23 protein-coding genes are annotated in these 23,335 nt (G+C 39.4%); 4 read left to right on the top strand and 19 right to left on the bottom strand.

The features are described from left to right. Positions 1–5: 5 nt before the first annotated feature. Positions 6–893, bottom strand: a complete 888-nt coding sequence (locus ABE099_RS10275) for a LysR family transcriptional regulator (RefSeq protein ID WP_430029944.1) — start codon at positions 891–893, stop codon at positions 6–8. A 186-nt stretch (positions 894–1,079) separates the two neighbouring features. Between ABE099_RS10275 and ABE099_RS10280 the strand changes: the two genes are divergently transcribed. Then, positions 1,080–2,090: an alpha/beta fold hydrolase gene (locus ABE099_RS10280; protein WP_430029946.1), complete on the top strand. Its 1,011-nt coding sequence runs from the start codon at positions 1,080–1,082 to the stop codon at positions 2,088–2,090. Positions 2,091–2,222: 132 nt separating this feature from the next. Here the strand turns inward: ABE099_RS10280 and ABE099_RS10285 are convergent, their stop codons facing one another. The 4 genes from ABE099_RS10285 to ABE099_RS10300 form a co-directional block, all read right to left on the bottom strand. Next, on the bottom strand, positions 2,223–3,095 hold the full coding sequence (locus tag ABE099_RS10285) for a DUF4367 domain-containing protein (RefSeq protein ID WP_430029948.1): 873 nt from the start codon (positions 3,093–3,095) through the stop codon (positions 2,223–2,225). Then, positions 3,092–3,658 (bottom strand): sigma-70 family RNA polymerase sigma factor, encoded by a 567-nt coding sequence (locus ABE099_RS10290; RefSeq protein ID WP_430029950.1) that lies wholly within the window; start codon positions 3,656–3,658, stop codon positions 3,092–3,094. Before ABE099_RS10290 ends, ABE099_RS10285 begins: the two co-directional genes overlap by 4 nt. 281 nt (positions 3,659–3,939) lie before the next feature. Continuing rightward, positions 3,940–4,458, bottom strand: coding sequence for a peptide-methionine (S)-S-oxide reductase MsrA (gene msrA, locus ABE099_RS10295; RefSeq protein WP_430029952.1), 519 nt, complete (start codon positions 4,456–4,458; stop codon positions 3,940–3,942). 67 nt (positions 4,459–4,525) lie between these two features. Next, on the bottom strand, positions 4,526–5,899 hold the full coding sequence (locus ABE099_RS10300) for a class I SAM-dependent rRNA methyltransferase (protein ID WP_430029954.1): 1,374 nt from the start codon (positions 5,897–5,899) through the stop codon (positions 4,526–4,528). A gap of 100 nt (positions 5,900–5,999) precedes the next feature. Here ABE099_RS10300 and ABE099_RS10305 point away from each other — a divergent pair, with 100 nt between their 5' ends. Continuing rightward, the gene (locus tag ABE099_RS10305) at positions 6,000–6,974 is read left to right on the top strand and encodes a Na/Pi cotransporter family protein (RefSeq protein ID WP_430029957.1); all 975 of its coding nucleotides are present in this window, start codon (positions 6,000–6,002) and stop codon (positions 6,972–6,974) included. Here the strand turns inward: ABE099_RS10305 and ABE099_RS10310 are convergent. The 13 genes from ABE099_RS10310 to ABE099_RS10370 all read right to left on the bottom strand — a co-directional run bounded on the left by ABE099_RS10310 (position 6,948) and on the right by ABE099_RS10370 (position 19,676). Then, complete coding sequence (locus tag ABE099_RS10310; protein WP_430029959.1) at positions 6,948–7,379, bottom strand: NUDIX hydrolase; 432 nt, start codon at positions 7,377–7,379, stop codon at positions 6,948–6,950. The genes ABE099_RS10305 and ABE099_RS10310 overlap by 27 nt on opposite strands. Positions 7,380–7,514: 135 nt before the next feature. Next, a complete protein-coding gene (mtaB, locus tag ABE099_RS10315; RefSeq protein ID WP_430029961.1) occupies positions 7,515–8,855 on the bottom strand; it encodes a tRNA (N(6)-L-threonylcarbamoyladenosine(37)-C(2))-methylthiotransferase MtaB in 1,341 nt (446 codons plus the stop codon). Positions 8,856–8,859: 4 nt separating this feature from the next. Next, on the bottom strand, positions 8,860–9,624 hold the full coding sequence (locus tag ABE099_RS10320) for a 16S rRNA (uracil(1498)-N(3))-methyltransferase (RefSeq protein WP_430029963.1): 765 nt from the start codon (positions 9,622–9,624) through the stop codon (positions 8,860–8,862). Positions 9,625–9,693: 69 nt separating this feature from the next. Next, positions 9,694–10,380: a site-2 protease family protein gene (locus ABE099_RS10325; protein WP_210087977.1), complete on the bottom strand. Its 687-nt coding sequence runs from the start codon at positions 10,378–10,380 to the stop codon at positions 9,694–9,696. A 7-nt stretch (positions 10,381–10,387) separates the two neighbouring features. Further along, a complete protein-coding gene (prmA, locus tag ABE099_RS10330) occupies positions 10,388–11,359 on the bottom strand; it encodes a 50S ribosomal protein L11 methyltransferase (protein WP_430029965.1) in 972 nt (323 codons plus the stop codon). A gap of 144 nt (positions 11,360–11,503) precedes the next feature. Further along, positions 11,504–11,872, bottom strand: a complete 369-nt coding sequence (locus ABE099_RS10335; protein ID WP_430029967.1) for a hypothetical protein — start codon at positions 11,870–11,872, stop codon at positions 11,504–11,506. Positions 11,873–11,984: 112 nt separating this feature from the next. Next, positions 11,985–12,698: a response regulator gene (locus ABE099_RS10340; protein ID WP_430029969.1), complete on the bottom strand. Its 714-nt coding sequence runs from the start codon at positions 12,696–12,698 to the stop codon at positions 11,985–11,987. A 187-nt stretch (positions 12,699–12,885) separates the two neighbouring features. Then, the gene (gene dnaJ, locus ABE099_RS10345) at positions 12,886–14,007 is read right to left on the bottom strand and encodes a molecular chaperone DnaJ (protein WP_430029971.1); all 1,122 of its coding nucleotides are present in this window, start codon (positions 14,005–14,007) and stop codon (positions 12,886–12,888) included. A 135-nt stretch (positions 14,008–14,142) separates the two neighbouring features. Next, positions 14,143–15,984 (bottom strand): molecular chaperone DnaK, encoded by a 1,842-nt coding sequence (dnaK, locus tag ABE099_RS10350; protein WP_430029973.1) that lies wholly within the window; start codon positions 15,982–15,984, stop codon positions 14,143–14,145. A gap of 89 nt (positions 15,985–16,073) precedes the next feature. Beyond that, positions 16,074–16,679 carry a nucleotide exchange factor GrpE gene (gene grpE / locus ABE099_RS10355; RefSeq protein ID WP_425342980.1) on the bottom strand — a complete coding sequence of 202 codons (606 nt, stop codon included), beginning with the start codon at positions 16,677–16,679 and terminating at the stop codon, positions 16,074–16,076. 75 nt (positions 16,680–16,754) lie between these two features. Further along, positions 16,755–17,789, bottom strand: a complete 1,035-nt coding sequence (gene hrcA, locus ABE099_RS10360) for a heat-inducible transcriptional repressor HrcA (protein WP_430029975.1) — start codon at positions 17,787–17,789, stop codon at positions 16,755–16,757. A gap of 405 nt (positions 17,790–18,194) precedes the next feature. Further along, on the bottom strand, positions 18,195–18,668 hold the full coding sequence (locus ABE099_RS10365; RefSeq protein WP_430029977.1) for an N-acetyltransferase: 474 nt from the start codon (positions 18,666–18,668) through the stop codon (positions 18,195–18,197). A gap of 84 nt (positions 18,669–18,752) precedes the next feature. Then, complete coding sequence (locus tag ABE099_RS10370; RefSeq protein WP_430029979.1) at positions 18,753–19,676, bottom strand: DMT family transporter; 924 nt, start codon at positions 19,674–19,676, stop codon at positions 18,753–18,755. A 200-nt stretch (positions 19,677–19,876) separates the two neighbouring features. Between ABE099_RS10370 and ABE099_RS10375 the strand changes: the two genes are divergently transcribed. Further along, complete coding sequence (locus tag ABE099_RS10375; RefSeq protein ID WP_430029982.1) at positions 19,877–21,208, top strand: PLP-dependent aminotransferase family protein; 1,332 nt, start codon at positions 19,877–19,879, stop codon at positions 21,206–21,208. 25 nt (positions 21,209–21,233) lie between these two features. Further along, the gene (locus ABE099_RS10380; RefSeq protein ID WP_430029984.1) at positions 21,234–21,995 is read left to right on the top strand and encodes a CTP synthase C-terminal region-related (seleno)protein; all 762 of its coding nucleotides are present in this window, start codon (positions 21,234–21,236) and stop codon (positions 21,993–21,995) included. A gap of 87 nt (positions 21,996–22,082) precedes the next feature. Here ABE099_RS10380 and hemW read toward each other — a convergent pair whose 3' ends face one another. After that, the gene (gene hemW, locus ABE099_RS10385; RefSeq protein ID WP_430030572.1) at positions 22,083–23,303 is read right to left on the bottom strand and encodes a radical SAM family heme chaperone HemW; all 1,221 of its coding nucleotides are present in this window, start codon (positions 23,301–23,303) and stop codon (positions 22,083–22,085) included. Between the last annotated feature and the right edge of the window lie 32 nt (positions 23,304–23,335).

Here is a 23,335-nt window from a genome sequence, read left to right on the forward strand (position 1 = left end):
TTCTCTCATTTCTTCAACTCTGCTAACGCTAAATCTATAAACGCCTGTAGAGTTGGAGAAATCCATTTTTCCTCATGCCACAACAATTGTGTGCAAAATTTAATTTCTGATAGGTCCCATGGTAAAGGAACTAACTTCCCTTCTTGAAGTTCATTACGCACCGCCATTTCAGGTAACAATGAAATACCTAGCTGTGCCATGACACATTGCTTGATCGCCTCTATACTAGAAAATTCTAGCTCTGTTAAGCTGTCCGCTCCTTTTTTTAATAACGATTGGTAAAAATAAGTGCGGTAAGAGCAGCCCTTTTCCGTTAATAAAATATGCTCATTATGCAGGTCTGCAACCTTGATGCTACTATGTGAAGCTAACCCATGATCAGGGGAAGCCACCATAAGAAACGTCTCTTCCCTTACTTGTTCAACATGTAGATCACTTGAAACAATCGGTTCATCCAACACAAAAACAATATCTACAAGTCCATCCCGCACACTTTGTCTTAAATGCTGGCTGGGTAAAGGGCGGAACAACAGGCGGACATTGGGATAGTCTTCTCGAAAGCGGCGAAGCAACGTTGGTAGCAAATAAGTGCAAAGCGTTTCATCTGCCCCGATCACAACCGTCCCCCGAAGCTCGCCACTGTTACCTGAAACACATTTTGCTTCCTCCACATCATTTAAAATTTTATTCGCATATGGTAAAAATTGCGCTCCTGCTTCTGTTAAAGTCACACTTTTACCCAAACGATCAAATAGCTTCACACCTAACTCTTCTTCTAATCCTTTAATTTGCATCGTGACGGTGGAAGGAACATAGTTTAACAACTGAGCCGTTTGACTAAAGCTACGCGTGGAAGCAAGTGTCCAGAATGTTTTTAACTGACGGATTTCCATATCTATCCCCTCCGTTCAAAAAAAATGAATATATCCTTCAAAAACGTTTCGTTGATTTGATCTTAAACTTAGATTACTGTAAAAGCAAGTCATAGTTGCACTGTATGTATTAGATACAGCTAACATTTTTACTGTGATTTTATAAATCACTGACATGCACTGAGTCAATTACAGGAGGAGAAAACAATGAAAGATTATGATATATTTCCACTTGAAAATTTCACATTACAATCAGGTCAGGTGTTTCCCCAAGCCTTTTTAGCCTACAAAACATACGGCACTTTAAACCCTGAAAAAGATAATGTCATCGTATATCCAACTTGGTTTGCAGGAACTCATACTGATAACGAATGGCTGATTGGATTAGATAAAGCACTTGATCCTAGCAAATATTTTATCATTGTCCCTAATATGCTAGGTAACGGATTGTCTGCTTCACCAAGCAATACCGCTGCTCCTTTTAACGCAGCTAACTTTCCTCACATTTCAATTTACGATAATGTCGTCGCACAACATCAGCTAGTGACCCAAAAGTTTGGAATAAAGGAAATTAAGCTAGTTGTAGGTTGGTCACTAGGTGCACTACAAACCTTTCAATGGGGAACAAGTTATCCCGACATGGTTGAGAGAATTGCACCGTTTGGTGGCACAGCAAAAGCAAGACCTCATGCACAGCTTGTATTTCAATCACTTATTGCAGCATTACAAGCAGATGCGGTATGGAACAATGGTTTTTATGAAACGCCACCGACATTAGGACTTGCTGCAATGGGACGTAGTTATGCACCATGGGGATTTTCTCAGGCTTATTATTTAGAGGAGTTATACAAAATTGGAGGATACCCTTCATTACAGTCCTATTTAGAGGATTATTGGGACAAGGTGTTTCTCTCGTTTGATGCTAATGATTTAATTACGATGCTGCGCACAGGTATATATGGAGATATTAGTGACAATCCACAAGACAAAGGCGATTTCATACAAGCTTTAAACAAAATTAAGATGCCTGCTCTTGTTATGCCAGGCTCCTCAGACTTATTTTTCCCAGCAGAAGACAATGCCTTTGAGGTGCAACATATGCCAAATGCCGTTTATCAGCCTATTGAGTCCAAGTGGGGACATTGCTTTGGTATTGGTGAAAATGAGCAGGATTCAATCGTGATTGATGGTTATTTAAAAAAGTTTCTAAATACGTAACATTAATATTATGACATCAACAACATGTTTAACATGCACGACATGTATAAGTGTCTTCAATGAGTATGAACGCAAGAAAAAGCCTCCTTCCCATTCATTTATGGTGTAGGAGGCTGTACTAATGAAGCTTTACTAACGAATTGATTCTGCCAAAGTGATTAAGTCTGCTTTAGTTATATCTTTACTAGAAAGACTATACATAGCATTTTCTGTTTCCCAGTTAAGTTTATGATCATCCATCAATATAGCTGCAACGCCATTAATCGTTAATTGTTCTAAGTTCCCATCTGTACTTGTTGCATAGGCAGTTTCTTCATCTGGAAACCGTTGTTGCATATAGATCGTTCCCTTCGTTTCTTTATTAGTAAAATAAAGATTAACATACTTGCCACTTATTTGTCCCTCATCATTCTTGTATAATTCTGCTCGATCAAAAGTGTATCCCTCTGGCAAATATGTGGGAAGTAAAACATCAAAGTTAGCATATTTATCTACATCAGAAAAGTTATTGAGGCTAAGAGTATCATCATCTGTTTCTTTTTCTCCAACTTTCATCATTTTGATTTTATTGTTTTCTTGCTCTACTTCAGACAATGGAGGTAAAGAAGTTGGCGTTTCCATTTGAGATACCTGAATATGCCCTAAATTAAAGGAAGCTAATACTTTATCTACTATATTTTGTGCAAATGAAGGTGCTGCAATTGTAATGCTAAGTAAACCCATAAAAAGTGCCGCACTAAGTACAATTGCAGGTGTTTTAAATCTATTTTTAGTTTTCATAATATTTCCCTCCTGATTATTGCTCATTTTTTGTACTTTTAATAAAACTTTATTACAGTCTGAGGTGGCACTAAAATCCTTATTGTGTAGTGCTGTAGCTAGCTCCAACAATTGCTGAGTTTCTATTGTAGTTTCTAAATCCTTGTCTAGACTACTGAGCGGTTTGCCCTGCTCTTTCGCTTCTAAATCATGTAGAAACTGAACATATTTCTCCTTATCACTCATAAATGTTCCACACTCCCAAGCTCAATTTTTAGTTTTTTCATGGCTCTATAAAGAATGACTCCAATATTACTCTCAGAAAGCCCAGTAATTTCTGCGACCTCAGTATTACGTAAACAAGCGCCAAATTTTAGTGCAATTAAATTTCGTTCTCGCTCATTGAGTGTATTAAGCGCCACAATCAACTTGTCACTACGCTCTTCATTTAAAAATAATTTTTCTGGATCTTTTCTACTTGATACAAACCCCTGCACAACATCAAGTGAAAACCATTGGCGTTTTTTTTGTTTTCTGTGGTAATCATTTACGGTATTTCTTGCTATGGCAAACATCCACACCTCAAATGGTGCTTTTTGCTTTGAATAGGTGCTTAGTCTATTGAGTATTTTTTCAAATACAAGACTTGTTAAATCCTCCGCAGTATATGTTCCACTGACACGATAGCTAACGTAGTTGAAAATCCGCTTATAATAGGCTTCATAAATATCAGCAAATTGTAATGGTATATCTAACTCTTCTGTTATCTCCTCCTGCTTGAAAGGAAACACTGTTACATGCTCTGACATTACATAAGACTCTCCTTTCGCCAAGGTATCACTCGGCCAAGCAATTCATAAGTTAATACGTATGTATTTCAATTCCATTACAAGAGCTAATACATTAAATCTATAAATAACTTTAAAAAGGGCTCAATCTTGAACAACAATCGCAAGAACGTTCTGGAACGTAGCTACCAGACTCCTATCGTTGTCATGGACTAATTTCTAAATAGAGCCTTAAAAAAACTAAAAACAGAAGCAACATCCTTTGTGGATATTACTTCTGCAAATACTTTACCTTTTATGAATTAAGACCAATGCTTATCAATAAATTCATCACGCCCAGATTGGCGGCGATCTTCTTTATATTCCTTCGGATTTTTTTTGTGAAAATCCTGATGATATTCCTCCGCTTCATAAAAGACAGCCGCAGGTAATATTTCTGTCACGACAGGTCCCGGAAATCTTTGACTCGCAGCTACCTCTTCCTTCGAAGCAAGTGCGGCTTCCTTTTGTTCTTCTGTATGATAAAAAATCGCCGTACGATATTGTGGCCCCCGATCTTGAAATTGTCCCCCATCGTCGGTAGGATCAATCTGTGGCCAATATAGCTCTAACAGACGCTCATATGGAAAAAGAGAAGGATCATACGTTATTTGTACCACCTCATAATGCCCTGTAGTACCTGTCTTTACTTCCTTGTAGGTTGGATTTTCAACATGTCCACCACTATATCCTGATACAATGCTATGAATCCCCGGTAGCTCCTCAAATGGGGTTACCATACACCAGAAGCATCCCCCTGCAAATGTTGCCTTTTCTAACATAGGTCTCATCCCTCCAGTCTTACTTTGTACGAATACCCTTGCCGTTACATGTATTGCTTTTACACACTTAAATTTCGCTCTTACTACGCACTTCAAATATCGCAAATTTCAAATAATGCCCTTCAGGCACTCCTAAAATTTGCGGATGGTCTTTACCCGCAGCTTTCCATTCGATCAGCCTTAGCACCTTGCCTGCATCCTCCGCTGCTTCCTTAATCGCTTGCAGGAACAACTCTGGCTGCATGTGATACGAGCAGCTTGCTGTTACGAGATAGCCACCTTCATTTACGAGCTTCATGCCATGTAAGTTAATATCCTTGTAGCCACGCATTGCACCTTTGACAGCCCCTTTTGTTTTCGCGAAGGCTGGTGGATCAAGAATAACAACATCCCACGTCCGTCCTCCATTAGCTGTCATAGGTAAAGAGGTATCTGCTTTGGAGATCCCTGCGGCACGAGCCTTACGCTCCTGAAGACCCTTCACCTGACTACGCAAATATTCAAAGGCGTCTGCTACGATAAACTCCACACGATCACTAAAACCGTTTAGCTCTACATTCGTTTTCGCGCTTTCAATGGCATGCTCAGAAATATCGAGACAAGACACCTTCTTGGCCCCATACTTACAAGCATGTAAAGTAAAGCTACCCGTATGTGAAAAGCACTCTAATACCGTTGCTCCATCCCAATAAGGGAAAATAACCTCTTTTCCTTTGTTGTTTACAGGGACGTGATGCACATTGCCAGCTTCATCTGTGATTGGCGTGATCGCAATCCCACTTCGTTCTCCCCAGCCTAACATCAGAGGTTCAATCGAAGCACGATTCTCACGTTGATCAAAAAAATAACCTGTTTTTTGTCCTTGCTCAATATCAACAGATACCTTTAACCCATTTTCCTCAATAATAACATGGCGAGTACGCTCTCCATACAAAGGCCCTTGCACTTCCTCTAGCCCTTCCATCGCCCGAATAGATACATCACTCCGTTCATAAATATGAGCAGGATTTAATACTTGTACTAAAGCTTCTACAATCTGAGTACGACATTGATCCATGCCTAATGTTAACAACTGTACAACTACAGTGTCATTAAATCGATCTACAATCAAACCGGGTAAAAAGTCTGCTTCACCATACACAAAGCGATATGCAGTTTCTTTAACAAAACGCTTACGATGCTGTAAACATGCAGTGAAGCGCTCCACAAAAAAGACAGTATCCATCGCTTCAAGTGGTGTAAAGGAAACAAGACGAACTGTAATTTGTGATGCAGGATTATAATAACCTACACCTAAAAACCGACGACGATGGTCTAGGATTTCCACAAGACTACCTGCCGCTGGTTCCCCTTCTACTGCGTCGATTTCATTGTTAAATACCCAAGGATGGGCTTGCTCTAGTCTCTTTTTGCGATTTTTATTTAAAAGTATAGCTGGCACGTTTAGTCACACACTCCTACATATTTTTTTGATACAAATATTTTTTAGTCCACTGACATACATATAACTTGTACACCATTCCAAGGGGGAGGGCGAGTTAATGGTTTCTGACATCATTTTACCAGTGACAATGGGACTTGCCCTCTTTCTTTTTGGCATGAAGGTGATGGAGGTTTCATTACAAGCGTGGGCGGGACCCCGTTTAATAAAAATTCTTGAGGTTTCCACACATACCCCTTGGAGGGGATTATGCTTTAGCACACTCATTACAGCGATTTTGCAAAGCAGTACAGCGACCACGGTCATGACCATTGGCTTAGTCAACGCAGGCATCATGAGCTATGCTCAAACTTTAGGTATCATTTTAGGTGGAAATATTGGTACCTGCATAACAACTGAACTCATTGCCCTCAATCTAGCCAGCATAGGACCAACAGTTTTTTATCTTTGTATGCTTGTTTGGATTGTTCTTGTGCTTCTGGATACTTACATGCCAACACTCACAAAATGTTATGCTTGGCTCCGTTCACTGCAATTTGCCTGTCTTGCTCTAGCTGGCTTCAGCCTCATTATGATCGCGATCCAATGGATGCAATCCGTTGCGCCTGCCCTTGAAGCAAGAGGCACGATTGCATGGTTAACTGCGCATGCGGCAGACAATATTTTATGGGGCGTGCTTGCAGGGATTATCATTACCGCCTTAATTCATAGCAGTGCGGCTACAATTGCAATTACGATGGGGCTTGTAGGGACTGGACTTCTTCCTATGAACCTCGGTATCGCAATGGTGCTTGGCTCCAATGTTGGCACATGTATTACTGCGCTCATCGCTTCCATCGGCGGGACAAGATCGGGTTCCTTTGTCGCTTGGTCACATGTTATTTTAAATGTTGCAGGAGCGATTTTATTTCTACCGCTTATTCCTGTTCTAAATGTTATTGCAGTAGGACTCTCTTCAGATCCTTCCAGTCAAATTGCCCATATTCAAACGATTTTTAATGTGGTTTGCTCACTTATCGCTTTGCCAATCTGTTATTTCCCCGTATGGTCACGCATCGATGCCAAGCAGGTGTAACGCCTTTTGTAAAATAAAATCATTATTATCGTATCCAGCAGTCTGTTGCTTTTCCCAAGCTTCTAATGGAGCGTACCACTCCACATCACGAATTTCCTCAACCTGTGGTCGTAGCTCCCCACCTTCACTTTTTACTAAATAATAGTGAACCTCTTTGTCTACTGTGCCATAGGTCGGATGTTGATATTGATAAGCGATAATATCGATTGGCTTCATAATGACACCCTCGATGCCTGTTTCCTCTACAATTTCACGCAAAGCCGTTTCTTCTACACTTTCTCCTGGCTCTTGCTTGCCCTTTGCAAACGACATTTTGCCATAACGATCCTTAATTAATTGAATTTGGAGCTGATCCCCGTTATAGCGGTATACGACACCGCCTGCTGAAATTTCTTTATGATTCATATCCTTCATCTCCTTATAATTAACAACAAGGATTTCAGGTCACTAAGCCAACAGCTACGACTTTATACGCAACTCTATTGACTAAGGACGAAATCCTTGGTTAAAAAACTAATTTTAAACAATATAGATTATTAATTATATGACAGCCTGTGTACGTTCTTCACTCACAGCTAACAGCTCACCTTCACATGTGTTGATTCCTGCTTTGGTTAATTTAACACGACATAACTTGCCTGTCACCTCTTGTGAGCATGGGAAGCGAACCTGTAAATAGTTATCACTAAAGCCCATCGCATAACCATCACCTGCAACCCCTTTATCATCACGTTCCGGGATCACTAGCAATTCTTGTCCTTCAAAGCCTTTGGCATACTCAAGCTGCATTTTCTCTGATAGCTCGATCAATTCGTGCACTCTTGCGTGCTTAACCTCTTCATCCACTTGATCATCCATCTTCGCCGCAGGTGTGCCTGTACGTTGAGAGTAAGGGAATACGTGCATCTCTGAAAAGCCAATTGCCTTCATCGCTTCATAACCTTCATGGAACATCTCTTCCGTTTCACCAGGGAAACCAACGATAACATCCGTTGTAATCGCAACCTCAGGCATAAACTCGCGAATCATTTTAATTTTTTCAGCATATTCCTCAATCGTATATTTACGACGCATGCGCTTCAACACTTCATTACTACCCGCCTGCAATGGGATGTGGAAGTGACGACACATTTTAGATGAGTTTTTAAGTACATTCAGCATTTTTTCATCAATTTGACTTGCTTCAATTGAGCTAATACGAATACGTCCTAAGCCTTCTACCTTATCTAAGTCTACTAGTAAATCTGACAAGCTATAGTCTTCTAAATCATCGCCATAACCACCGGTATGAATCCCAGTTAACACAATCTCTTTATACCCTGAGGCAACAAGTTGCTTCGCTTGCGCAACAACACTTTGTGGATCACGGCTTCGAGAAAGACCACGAGACCAAGGGATGATACAAAATGTACAAAAGTTGTTACAGCCCTCTTGAATTTTTAAAAATGCACGTGTATGTCCTGTGAAATTAGGCACGTCCAATTCTTCAAACTCTCTTGTTTTCATAATATTCCGAACCGCATTAATAGGCTTACGTTCACTCTGAATTTGCTCCACATAATCCATGAGCTTATCCCGATCCTGCGTTCCTACGACAAGATCCACACCTGGAATATCTAAAATTTCAGCAGGTGACGTTTGTGCATAACAACCTGTTACAGCAATTATTGCATCCGGGTTTTTACGAACCGCACGACGAATAATTTGTCTACTCTTTTTGTCTCCTGTATTTGTAACGGTACATGTATTAATTAAGTACACATCGGCAGTTTGCTCAAAATCTACCTGATCATACCCATCATTTTTAAATAACTGCCAAATCGCTTCCGTATCATAAAAATTAACTTTACAACCTAATGTATAAAATGCAACTGACGGCATAGCTTTAGACTCCTCCCATTTCTCCAGATTCATACATAATACAAGTTAAAGCTGCCATTGCAGCTGTTTCGGTTCTCAAAATTCTTTTTCCTAAACCAATAGATGTTGCACCTGCTGTCTCCGCCGCAAGTACCTCTGCTTCGCTGAAGCCACCCTCTGGACCTACTACGATTGCCACACGATATTGTTGATCAGGTAACATGCTATTCACAAATGGAGCAACAATATCCCTAAGCTGCTGTCCATTTTCCTTCTCATAGCAAAAGCATACTAAATCAAAGTCTGCTAATGAAGTCAGTAGTTGTTTCCATGATATAGGGGCTAACACCTGTGGAACAACATCACGATGTGCTTGCTCCGCCGCTTCCTTGGCGATTTTACGCCAACGCTCTGTACGCTTTGCTTCTTTTTTCTGATCATATTGAACTACGGTTCTCTCTGATAAGAAAGGAAGAAAAGTCGTAGCACCAATTTCAGTACATTTCTGGATAACAATCTCCATTTTATCGCCTTTCGGCAAGCTTTGAGCAATGGTTACTTGCAGCTTAGGTTCAGCTTGCGAAGTGAGCCACTCTACGATTCGTGACTGTACCTCCTGTTGCTCCAGCATCACAATTTCAGTAATGGCAACTTTAGAAATCCCATCACTAACAATAATTTTATCACCAATTTGCGAGCGCATGACACGAGCAATATGCTTGACATCCTCACCCGTAATGCTCACGGTTTCATCACCAAATTGTTCTGGTTGTACAAAATAACGTTGCAACGTTCATCCATCCTTATCTCAATAAATCGTCCTAAACCTCTTAATCATCATTATAAGCAAACGAAAACGTTAAAATAATGAAAATAAGTTAAAAGCCAAATTAACAAACCCGGAATACAACGTGATAGCAAAGTTGCGTAACGGACTAATCGTATACATTTGAATCTGAGGAACGATTAATATTAATAGGAAAATAAACATTGCCCAGTTTTCAATTCTTTTTAAGGAAGCTAATGCCGAACGTGGAACAAGCTCCTCCAAAATACGATAACCATCAAGTGGTGGTAACGGGATAAGGTTAAATACAAATAAAAAGTAGTTCATAAAATTAAAATAATAGAAAAACAATATTAATGATGAGCTTAATGTATCTCCACTTACATTCGAAATAACACCAAAATGATTTAAACCGATATAAATAAAAGTACCAACAATCCCAAGCAGGAGGTTACTTATCGGTCCCGCCGCAGTTACAATTAGGCTCATGACACGTGGGTTGCTGAAATTTTCTCTATTTACGGGGACTGGACGAGCCCAACCAAATCCAGCAAATACTAATAAAAAGGCACCAAAAAAATCAATATGTGAAGCTGGATTTAAAGTCACTCTTCCGAGTAGCTTCGCTGTTGGATCACCAAACTTATTAGCAAAATAAGCATGAGAAAATTCATGTACAGAAAATGCAATCAAAATTGCGATTAAAAAAAACGGCATATGTGCTACAGGATAATACAAAAGACGATCTAAAAACTCCATACGCTAGTTACCTCTTCCTCGCTACAAAAGCGACCCAATCCTCATCACGATTAATTTCAACAATCTCAAAACCTACATCTGTTAAGCCTGCCTCCACAACCTCAACCTTGTTTTTATAAATCCCTGATGCAATAAAATACCCACCTGGTTGTAACGCCTCGTATACATCGCCATGGAACATTAAAATAATTTCAGCCAAAATGTTAGCGACAACTACACGTACAGGCAACTGTACGCCTAACGAAGAAGAGACCTCTTCTCCCTTAATTACAGACAATAAATCACTCTCAATAACAGTGATCTCATCTTCCAAATTATTTAGCTTCACATTTTCAGTTGCACTAGATACAGCAACAGGATCCAGATCAAGGGCAAGCACACGTGATGCACCTAACTGACAAGCTCCAATTGCTAAAATGCCTGAACCTGTACCAACATCAATTACCTCGTCACCCTCTTGAATGACACTTTCTAATGTTCGCAAGCATAGCGAAGTCGTTGGGTGAGTTCCTGTCCCAAATGCCATCCCAGGATCAAGCTCAATAATTTTTTCCTGTGGGCTTGCAGGTGTATACTCCTCCCATGTTGGCTTAATCGTAAGCCTTTCAGATACACGAAGTGGCTTGAAATATTGCTTCCAATTGTTCGCCCAATCATCCTCATGCACAGGCTTAGAAGTTATGCTTGCTTTACCTGCATCGATATTGTAATCCTTCAGTTCTGCTATACGTTCCGTAATCACCTGGATCACTTCTTCGATATTTATACCTTCTGGAAAGTAGCCACTAATTTTTGCTTCACCTTCTGGAATGTCGTTTGGCGGAATTTCAAACCATTGTCCAAGTGAGGTATCTCTTGGCTTGCTATTATCTACGTGCTCATCAATCGTAACTCCACCGGCACCCGATTCGTGTAAAAAGTTCGATATCATCTCAACTGCTTCTTCAGTTGTATGTATAGTAATCTCAGTCCAAATCATTAAAAATCCGCCTCCATTATATGTTTGCATGACTACTATTGTACTATAGAATACATGCAGTGACAAAAAAACAACTAGCATTTTGAGGAAATAAGAGGATTTCTACCCCAGAGCCTAAAAAGGTAAAAACCCTCCTTGAGGATTTTATATTTTCCCGCCAGCTTCTTCGATAATACGTAAGGCTTGATGGTGGTAAGCATCGTCAACAATGACAGTAAGTAATACATCGTAACCCGTAGGACCACCTGCTCCACCATGACTCATCCCACTAGAGGATGGATCAGCAGCAGATAATACACCTTGGCTAGCAATCCCAAAAAAACCTGAATAGGACGCATATCCTAATCCCCTCATTGTATCCGATATCACATTACTATAATCGTAGCTGTTGCCACCATACCTGCTAAAGCGCTCGATGGATAACGATTGCACTCTAATACTTTCGAGCTTGCGAGCAGCATTTTCAGCTTCCTCTGGACTTCTAAAATAAGCCAAAATATTTTTTTCTGCCATGTCATTTTCTCCCTTTCATTTAGAAAATAAGAAGGTTCCTATATAACTCACAATCGCTTCAGCGTGTGAACCCCCTCTAAAGGAATAGAATGCCAATAAACAGCTCAAAATATTAATTCTTATATTGATGAATCCAATTTTCTTGTCCAGGAACAACACGGAATTGATCTAAAGGTCTGCCACCTGTTCCATAAGAAATTTCACTTTCTAAAATACCAATCTCAAGCATAAAGGATAAATATTTACGGACAGATACACGGGAAATCCCACTGCTTGCTGAAATATCGTCGGTTGAAAAAAGCTCATGGCGATATTGCTTAATAACATCCCATATTATATTTAAGGTTCCTAACGTAAGCCCCTTAGGCAACTCATGAACCATCGTTTGCGTGTTGTGGGAACGTTTAATAAGATGGTCTATCTCCTCTTGACCCACATGCTCCATCCCCGTCATTTTATCAAATCTATCTCTGTAATTTTCTAAAGCCTCTTTGAACCTAGAAAAATGAAACGGTTTAATCAAATAATCAACAGCACCATACTGCAATGCCTTCTTTATACTTTCAGGATCTCTAGCTGCGGAAATGATAATGACATCTACATTTTCAGCATTACTTCGCAATAAACGTAGTAGATCAAACCCTCCCTTTTTACGCATATATAAGTCAAGTAAAATAAGCTGTGGTTTAACCTCCTGAATCATTACAATCGCCTCATCCACTGAGGTAACCATCCCTACGCATTGATAACCTTCAATTTGCTCTAAATAATGCTGATTAAATTGGGCCACCATCGGATCATCTTCAACAATCATTACCTTAATCATAAATTAGGTTCCTTCTAAGCATCACTAAATATGACCCCATTCCTCGGTTTTCTACTTTAGGGAAACCACCCTTACTAGACAATTTTTGTTATGTCTCTCTATTGCATTATATAGTATAACAGGTCGACATCGAAAGATGTCGACCTGTTAATAAGGTTAAAACCTATATAGAATAGATTAGCAAAGTTTAATCTCCTAGAAACGCACGCTTCATACGGTCAAAAAATGATTGCTCATGCTCATGCGTTTGCTCCCCATCCAGTGCAGCGAATTGACGCATCAAATCTTTTTGCTCATCACTTAACTTGCTAGGTGTAACAACCACAACTTTAATATGCTGATCACCTTGACCGATACCACGTAAACGAGGAACGCCTTTACCTTTTAGACGGAAATAGGTCCCTGTCTGTGTGCCTGCAGGTACTTTAAGCTTAACCTTCTCTGTAAGTGTTGGAATTTCGATCTCGTCACCAAGTGCAGCTTGAGCAAAGGTAAGTGGAACCTCACAATAAATATCATCACCTTCACGCTCGAAGAAGTCATGACTTTTCACGCGAATAATAATGTATAAATCACCTGCAGGGCCGCCACGTAATCCACCTTCACCTTCACCTGTCATGCGAAGCTGTGCTCCATCATCTACACCCGCAGGGATACGCACATGAATTTTACGTTGCTTACGAACTTTACCGCTACCTTGACACGTCGTACATTTTTCCTTAATAATTTGACCGCGACCTCCACAATTGCTACAGCTGCGGCGGTTCACCATACGACCAAATGGCGTGTTTTGTACAACCTCTTCTTGACCAGAACCATGACATACACCACAAGTCTGTGGCTTCGTGCCAGGCTTCGCTCCAGTACCAGAACATGTGTCACAATTTTCTGTTCTTGGAATCGTAATGTCTGTTTCTTTACCAAAAACCGCTTCCTTAAACTCAACGGTCATCGTATATTGCAAATCATTTCCACGTTGTGGTGCATTAGGATCACGTCTACCCCCACCACCACCAAAGAACATATCAAAAATATCGCCGAAGCCACCAAAGTCTCCACCTGAGAAGCCGCCGCCCATTCCTTGATTTGGATCAATATGACCATATTGATCATATCTTGCACGTTGGCCTGAGTCACTTAACACATCATAGGCTTCTTTTACTTCCTTAAACTTAGTTTCCGCATCATCAGCCTTATTCACGTCAGGGTGATATTGGCGTGCAAGCTTACGGTACGCTTTTTTAATATCATCATCAGAAGCGTCTTTACTAAGTCCTAACACCTCGTAGTAATCACGTTTATCAGCCATTCTTCCACCCCCATATGTCTATATCACTGGCATATGGATTAAGTCCCCTTAATCCGGCAAAAGGAAAGTCAAAGCGCGGAGCGCCCGCACTTTGACCTTCCCGGCTCACCAGTTCATTTACATGTTTATCGAAGCTTATTTCTTATCTTCGTCAATAACTTCATAATCTGCATCCACTACGTTGTCTTTACCAGGACCACCTGCAGCATTGCCATCAGCAGCACCATTTGCCCCTGCTTCTTGCGCAGCTTGCTCATATAGTTTAACAGAAAGCTGTTGTACGATCTCTGTTAATTTTTCGGTTGCAGCTTTGATCTCATCTAAGTTATCAGTTTCAACTGCTTTTTTCAACTCTTCTTTTGCAGCTTCCGCTTTTTCAGTTTCAGCAGCATCTACCTTATCACCAAGATCTTTAATTGTTTTATCAACACTATAGATCAGTTGGTCAGCGTTATTTTTAGCTTCAACCATTTCTTTACGTTTCTTATCTTCATCCGCATGCAATTCTGCATCCTTCATCATACGTTCAACTTCTTCATCACTTAAACCGCTTGAAGAGGTGATTGTAATTTTTTGGCTCTTACCTGTGCCTTTATCTGTAGCTGAAACGTTAACGATCCCGTTCGCATCGATATCAAAGGAAACTTCGATTTGCGGCACACCACGAGGTGCGAGTGGAATATCGCCAAGCATAAAGCGTCCAAGTGTTTTGTTGCCAGCTGCCATTTCACGTTCACCTTGCAATACGTGAATTTCAACGCTTGGTTGGTTGTCAGCATAAGTTGAGAATACTTGAGATTTACTTGTAGGGATCGTAGTATTACGCTCGATCATTTTAGTAAATACGCCACCTGCTGTCTCGATACCTAGAGACAATGGAGTAACATCAAGCAATACAACGTCCTTAACATCACCTGTCAATACACCTGCTTGAACCGCAGCACCAAGGGCAACCACTTCGTCAGGGTTTACGCCTTTGTGTGGCTCTTGACCCGTTAATTTTTTAATTGCTTCTTGTACAGCTGGAATACGAGTAGATCCACCAACTAATACAACTTTATTAATATCAGCAGAAGTTAAACCTGCATCACTAAGTGCGCGACGTGTTGGAATTAATGTACGTTCAACTAAATCAGCAGATAGTTCTTCAAATTTAGCACGAGTAAGGTTTAATTCTAAGTGCTGAGGAACACCGTCAGCAACTGTAATAAACGGCAAGGAAATTGTAGTTGTTAACACGCCAGACAATTCCTTTTTCGCTTTTTCAGCAGCATCTTTTAAACGTTGTACAGCAGCTTTATCTTTGCTAAGATCGATGCCTTGATCTTTTTTAAATTCAGCAACCAAATAATCAATGATCACTTGGTCAAAATCGTCACCACCAAGGCTGTTGTCACCACTAGTCGCTTTAACTTCGAAGAATCCGTCGCCAAGCTCAAGGATGGATACGTCAAACGTACCGCCACCAAGGTCATATACTAAAATGGTTTGGTCTTCAGATTTTTCAAGACCATATGCTAATGCAGCTGCTGTTGGTTCATTGACAATACGCAATACTTCCAAACCAGCAATTTTACCTGCATCCTTAGTAGCTTGACGTTGGCTATCATTGAAATAAGCAGGGACAGTAATAACCGCTTGAGTTACAGTCTGACCAAGATATGCTTCTGCATCAGCTTTCAATTTTTGCAAGATGATCGCAGAAATTTCTTGTGGTGTAAAGTCCTTACCATCCACACTTTCTTTATGTGCTGTACCCATATGTCTTTTAATAGAGCTAATTGTACGATCAGGGTTTGTGATCGCTTGACGTTTTGCTGTTTCACCAACAACACGCTCTCCATCTTTTTTGAAACCTACAACTGAAGGGGTTGTACGCGCACCCTCTGGGTTAGGGATAACAACCGCTTCGCCGCCTTCCATTACGGCAACACAGGAATTTGTTGTACCAAGGTCAATACCAATTACTTTACTCATGGATAGTTCCTCCTTGAAATCTTATAAGTATGTGGGTTGTACAAATGTATATTTTTTAGTACTGGACATTTTAAGAAACACCTTATGTCTTAGCTACTAACTTTAACCATTGCAGGGCGAAGCACACGATCTTTAAGCTTATAACCCTTCTGTACTTCTTCAACAACAATACCTTCTTCATATTCATCAGATTCCACCTGCATAATTGCTTGGTGAAACTCAGGGTTAAATGGCTGACCTACGGAATTCATTTCCTCTAGACCTTCTGCCTTAAGCACCCCTTCTAGTTGACGGAAAATCATCTCAACACCTTTAGCATAAGATGAAACTTCGGGATTGTCTGTTCCGGTGGAAAGGGCTCTTTCAAAATTATCAATCACAGGTAAAAGCTCTGTAATTAATAATGAAGATGCATATTTAGCTAAATCCTCTTTTTCCTTTTGAGTACGGCGACGGAAATTATCAAAATCAGCTTGTGTTCTGAGCACACGCTGCTGTTGCTCTTCTAATTCTGCTTGCAGCTTTGATAACTCGGAGTTATCCTTCATATCAACTGCTTGCTCCTCTTGATTCACTGTAGTTGACTCATTAACATCCTCCACAGCATCAGAATCTGTATATTCTTGATTCGCATTCATCGTTTCCATTGTTTCTTCCTCACTATTGATATTCATAGATTTCTGTTTGTCCTTCAAGCTGTTCACCTCCTTAACCTACTACAAGTGTTCTTTAAATTACGAAGTTGATTATATATACAAAGTTTAGCTAGGTTAGCTAAGACGTGCTAATATTTTAGGTAAATCCTTAGATAATAAATCCAGCAAAACCATCACACGACCATAGTCCATCCGAGTCGGACCTAAAATCCCAATCGTACCTATTGCCTCACCTTCAACTGCATAGCTTGCTGTAATTAAGCTACAATTTGAAAATGCCTCGTGATCGTTTTCAGTACCAATTTTGACCTGGATTCCACTTCCTGTAGATGCAGAGGTCAGCATTTTTAAAACTGTAGGTGTTTCATCAAGCAAATCTAAAATCGTTTTTACCTTCTCAACATCACGAAACTCTGGTTGTGTAAGCATATTAGTTGCCCCACTTAAAAATAAGCGTTGTCCCTCTGAACCACTACCATCTAGTGCATGATCAACCATGTGCATTAAATCCTCATAATGATCAATATAACGCTGCATTTCTTGACCAACTTCACTATAAATTGCTGATTTTAATTTGTAAATCGGCACACCTACCAATTTATGGTTAAGTAGGTTTACGACCTTCTCCATTTCAGAAATGGATACACCTGGCGGAATAGGTACCGTTTTATTTTCAACCTGCCCCGTATTCGTCACGATGATCGCTACTGCATGATTTTCATTTAGTGGCAACAACTCAAAATGACGTAATGAAGTATGGAAAATTTCAGGTCCAAGCAAAATCGAAGTGTAATTAGTCATTTGCGATAAAATAGAACCGGCTTGTTGAATCACTTGTTCGATTGCATTTAGTTTCTCTGCAAAAGAGGATTTTAATGTAATCACTTCTTCTGGTGAAATTAAATTGATCGGCTTAATATGATCAACATAATATCTATACCCTTTATGTGAAGGAATTCTTCCTGCTGAAGTATGTGGTTGCTCCAAAAATCCAAGCTCCTCCAGATCCGCCATTTCATTACGAATGGTAGCTGGACTAAAAGCTACGTCTCCACGTTTCGAGATACTCCGTGAGCCTACAGGCTCCGCTGAAGTTATATAGTCATCGACAATTGCAGTTAAAATCATTCTTTGGCGCTCTGTTAACATCGCAGGTTTCCCTCCTAAAGACTATAATTTTCCCACTCGTTAGCACTCAACTCTGATGAGTGCTAATCACTAATACAAAAATACCAAACTGACATGAGCATTGTCAAGTCAGTTCGGTATTTTAGGCGAAGCATTTGTGAGTGAAATAAAATCGAAGAGCAGGGAACTACGAAAAATCAGAACTTTCATTCGCTGTTATACTCGAAATTATGTTGATTATACTTTTCAGATGTTTAATTTCGAATATAAAGGCTTCCTCCAGTTTCTAATTTTTCTCCGTTCCCTTAATCAATTCAATTTTAAAATTTCATTTACAATTCCATATTAAATTTAGATTTAGTATGTTGAACTGACATATTGAAATCATATCAGTTAAGGTAGAAATTGATTTTTTCAAAACAAAAGTTAGTTTAGTACTTTGTATACAGCGATTTCATCGCAAGCGTGTTGCTTTGGACAAAACACGCAATCTGTCCATACTTTTTCAGGGAAAATTTCTTTATCTACAACAGCAAAATTATTTTTCAGGAAAAAAGAGACCTCATAGGTTAACGCCATAATTTTTAACAAACCTCTACGACGTGCTTCCTCTGTTAGTTCGTTTACGATCATTGAACCTAATCCACGTCCTTTATTACCTTCCATAATACCAAGGGAGCGAATTTCCACGAGATCATCACCTAACTGACATAACGAACCACAGCCAACTACTTTTCCATCCACTTCTGCGACGACAAACTCATTAATTTGTCTTTGTAACACTTCACGTGACCTTGGGAGCATAATACCTCGCTTGGCATAATCATCAATCATCACAAATAAAGGCTCTACATCATTTAGATCTGCCTTTCTACATACAACTACAGCAGGTATACTCATCACACATTCCCCCCAAGACACAAATTCATACGAATAAATATACATTATAGTGTATAAGTTTGCAAGGGGTTTATGTCAGCTTTTTTACGATTTTTGTGTTGAACTATTTTTAACCTTCAAATTAGATAATATTAATCCACCTATAATCAATAATGCACCAATAATATGGTAGTAGCTTAACGGCTCCCCTAATATAAACGCCCCTGCGGCTAAGGTAATAAGTGTAGCTAGATGGGCAAACAAACTCATTTGCGAAGCCTCTAACTCAATTAATGCATAGTTGGATAAAAAGGACGTACATAATGAAGAAAGAATACCCAAGTATAAAATAGATAAAGTAAATTTCAAGTCTAAAAATGGTTGGAAATATAGATTTAAGTCACCAACCACCATATGTCTTCCTAATGCAAATACATTAAAAAATACAAAGGCAATCGCTGTCATGACACAGGTCATTTGAAAAACGTTATAATTTTGTACCAGCTTACGTGCCAAAACATTGTAACCAGCAGAGGAGAATGCTGATATTAAAATTAATCCACCACCAAGCATACTACCTGAACCGATATTTACACCCTTTAGCACAAAAATTAAAATAACCCCACCTACCGATAACCCAATTCCAATCTTTCTATAAAGATGTGGACGTTCTCCTAAAAAACCTGCGGCTAAAAACATCGTAAAGATCGGAATCATAGCTTGAAAAATACCAGCTTCTGTCGTCGAGCTAAAATTCAATCCAAATACCTGAAATAAAAAGAACATCAACGGATAAAGGATAGCTAACGGCAAAATTGCCATAATTTGTTTCCAGGTTACTGAGAAGCGTGTTCTTTTAAAAAATAATAAGATTAAAGCTGCTGCAGCCATACTAACTGTAAACCGATGCGCTAACGTATCTAGCGGGTGTGCACTTACTAACGTAAATTTGATAAATAAAAATGAAAAACCAATAATGACACTATACGAGATTGCGGCTAAATATGATTTATAATTTTGTCTCGTCATGAACGACCATCCCTTCTTATTCAATGTAGCTTATAAATTTTCATACCGATGAATGTAACTTTATCGTAAACCAAGTCTTCTTATGCTACAATCATGAAAAGAGTAATCTGTACCCGTACAGATCAAGGTTAGCAATTCTACCTATAACGGCTCATTATTTAAATTAGTGGTTGCCAAACTCGCGAAAGGATCTCAATCTTATGTTAAAATATGTAGCCTTAATGCAGCAATTAGAGCAGTTAATCCAGACTACACCTTATAAGGATGGACAACGTTTGCCTTCCATCCGTCAACTAACCGAACTATATCCCTATACAAAAAACACAATTATACGTGCACTAATGGAGCTGGAGCGTCGCCACGTCATTTATTCGGTTCCAAAAAGCGGGTATTATGTTGTTAAATCTCCGTCCCCTTTTTGTAATTTACCCGGAAGCTTGATCGATTTTTCTGCCTCATCCCCCGATCCATCTATTTTTCCTTACGAGGATTTCAGGCATTGCATTAATAAAGCAATTGATATTTATCGAGAAGATTTATTTACTTATGGGACATCACAAGGGCTTCCTGCTTTAATTGAAGTTATGCGTAAATTACTTATGGAATATCAAGTGTTTACGAATGCAAGGAATATTTTTGTTATGTCAGGGGTACAGCAAGCACTAGCACTTCTCTCCACCTTACCTTTTCCAAATGGAAAATCAGTGATTTTACTGGAGCAACCAAGTTATCATTTGTTTATTAAATATATTGAAGCAAGTGGTCTGCCTTATCGCACGATTCAGCGTACAGCAGCAGGGATTGATCTAGGGCAATTAGAAGCTCTATTTAGCACAGGGGAGATCAAATTTTTTTATACGATGCCACGTTTTCATAATCCACTTGGTTCTTCCTTTACGAAGACACAAAAGCTGGACATTTTAGCATTAGCCCATAAATATGATGTTTATATCGTAGAGGATGATTATTTAGCAGACCTAGATACAGGTAAAAATGATCCTTTATATACTTATGACGAACATCAGCATGTCATTTATTTAAAAAGCTATTCTAAAGTTATTTTTCCGGGCTTGCGAATTGGAACGGCGGTTATCCCTAACGCCCTTATTGATGCCTTCCAGCGGTACAAGCTAGTTCATGACATTGACAGTTCGATGTTATCCCAAGGTGCACTAGAAATCTATTTAAAAAGTGGAATGTTCGAGAGTCATATTGGAAAAATAGTTGGGCAATATCAGGAAAGAAGTCAAGTGTTGCATCGTGAATTACGCTCCTGTACTTCGTTTGTAGAGGAAAAAATAAAATATGTTGCTCCATCGATCCCTTGTATCCATAGTTGCCTAACCTTGGCACCTAATGTGTCTATAGGTGAATTACGTACACGGTTAAAGAAACACAATATTATTATTGATACGATGGACTCCCATTATATTGGACGAACTCAGCCAGAGCATTATTTGAAATTAAACGTGTCCCGAGTAGCTTCGGAGGATATAAAAAAAGGAATACAAACGATTATGAAAGAAATATAAAATTGAAGTGAAGGAGGTCAGGTGGATGATAAAAATAGGTGTAATCGGGGATTATGATGGACGTGTGTCCCATTTAGCTACGAATGAAGCAATAGCGCATTGTGCTAAATATATAGGCTTGGATCAAGAAACTGAGTGGATTGCCACGAATTCTCTAGAAAGCAGCAACAATCACAGTATCACTAACGATAGCTTACAAAGCTTAAACCGTTTTGATGCTTTATGGTGTGCTCCTGGTAGTCCCTATATAAGTGCACAGGGGGCAATGAATGGGATTCAGTTCGCAAGAGCAAACAATATTCCTTTTATTGGAACCTGCGGAGGCTTTCAGCATGTTGTGTTAGAGTTTGCCCGCAATATTGTGGGTGTACCAGAACTTAACGAAAATGACTTTGACCCGTATTCACCAAATTTATTTATCTCTGCTCTAAGCTGTTCACTTGTGGGAGAAACAAGAAATATTTTTCTTACTAAAGATACTATCGTTGCACAAATATATAAGAAACAACATACAGAAGAGCGTTACAATTGCAGCTTTGGACTAAACAACCACTTTAGAAGCCAAATGCAAGCTTATGGATACGTTACAGCAGGAAGTGATGAAGACGGAAATACGAGAATATTTGAATTACCTAAAAACAACTTTTTTGTTGCCACACTTTTTCAGCCTCAATTAAGCTCAACACCTGAGCATCCGCATCCACTTATTGTTGCTTATTTAAAGAGTGCAGAAAAATTTAGAAATGAACGGAACAAGCTAGATAAAGTTAGAGAAACACAAAAATAAAAGTGCAACATACCACAATCATATAATATAGTTTATATTAACAAGAAAAAAGGCTGTTGCTCCCTTTACAGAAGCATACAGCCTAGATTACTCTTCAGTTAAAATACCGATAAATTCGGCAAATACTTCATTTCCAAATAAAATCCCTTTTTGGCTTAACTGATAGCCACCTTGATCTTCATGCTGCTGAATTAGACCCAAATTGAGCATTTTACGTAAGGGAGCCTCAAATATGTCCTCTAACGAATGACCAAACTGCTTTCTAAAGTCGTCATTACGCATCCCTTTAAGCATACGTAAGCCAACCATTACAAAGTCCTCCATCGCTTCGTTTTGTGAAACATCGAATTGCTGCATACGTGGCAAACCCTCAGCACATGCCTTCACATAAGGGTTAACCCCCTTTACGTTAATATGCCGCTGTCTACCTACATATCCATGTGCGCCAGCACCTAAGCCATAATAATCCTCATTACGCCAATACGTAATGTTATGACGACTTTCTTTGCCTGGTATCGCAAAATTACTGATTTCATATTGCATTCTACCTGCAGCCTGCATCCGTTCCATTAGCAACAAGTACATTTTAAGCTCATCTTCCTCGGCGGGGAGAGGGAGTTGATTCTTATTATATAAAGTATGGAAAAGTGTATTTTCCTCCACCTTTAAGCTGTAAATAGAATAATGGGGTAAATCCAGCTCAAGTGCCTTCGTAATGCTTTCATCTAACATTTCAACCGTCTGTCTAGGTAAACCAAACATCAAATCAATCGAAAGATTAGTTAATCCTGCCTTATGTGCGTTATCAAGACTACGATACACATCATCTGTATTATGAATTCGGCCAATATCCGATAATAATTTATTTTGAAAAGCCTGTACACCAAAGCTAACGCGATTAACTCCGCCCGCCTTCATTACCTTTAGCTTCTCTAAATCTGTCGTTCCTGGGTTTGCCTCCATCGAAAACTCCATATCATTTGCCCATGGAGAAAAATGCTTACGCACAGATTCTAGGAAAAAAGCCATTTCCTCAGGATTCAGCACCGTTGGCGTACCTCCACCAACAAAAATGCTATCAATTCGCTCAGGAGGATTCTGGGCAACCGTTAATTCCATTTCACGATCTAAAGCACGTAAGTAATCCATCACAGGCTGATCCTTCAGCACATAGGAATTAAAATCGCAATAGAAGCATTTATTTGTACAAAAAGGAATGTGTATATAAACTGCATTAGGCGCAGCCGATGTGTGTTGCGAGTCTTGACGATTTGTTTCTGTTGTAATTTGTTGTTTATCACTTTGCATGTGAATTGTATTATCCATGGCTATGCCTCCAA

The organism is Paenibacillus turicensis, from assembly GCF_050461185.1.
Lineage (GTDB): Bacteria > Bacillota > Bacilli > Paenibacillales > Paenibacillaceae > Fontibacillus > Fontibacillus turicensis_A.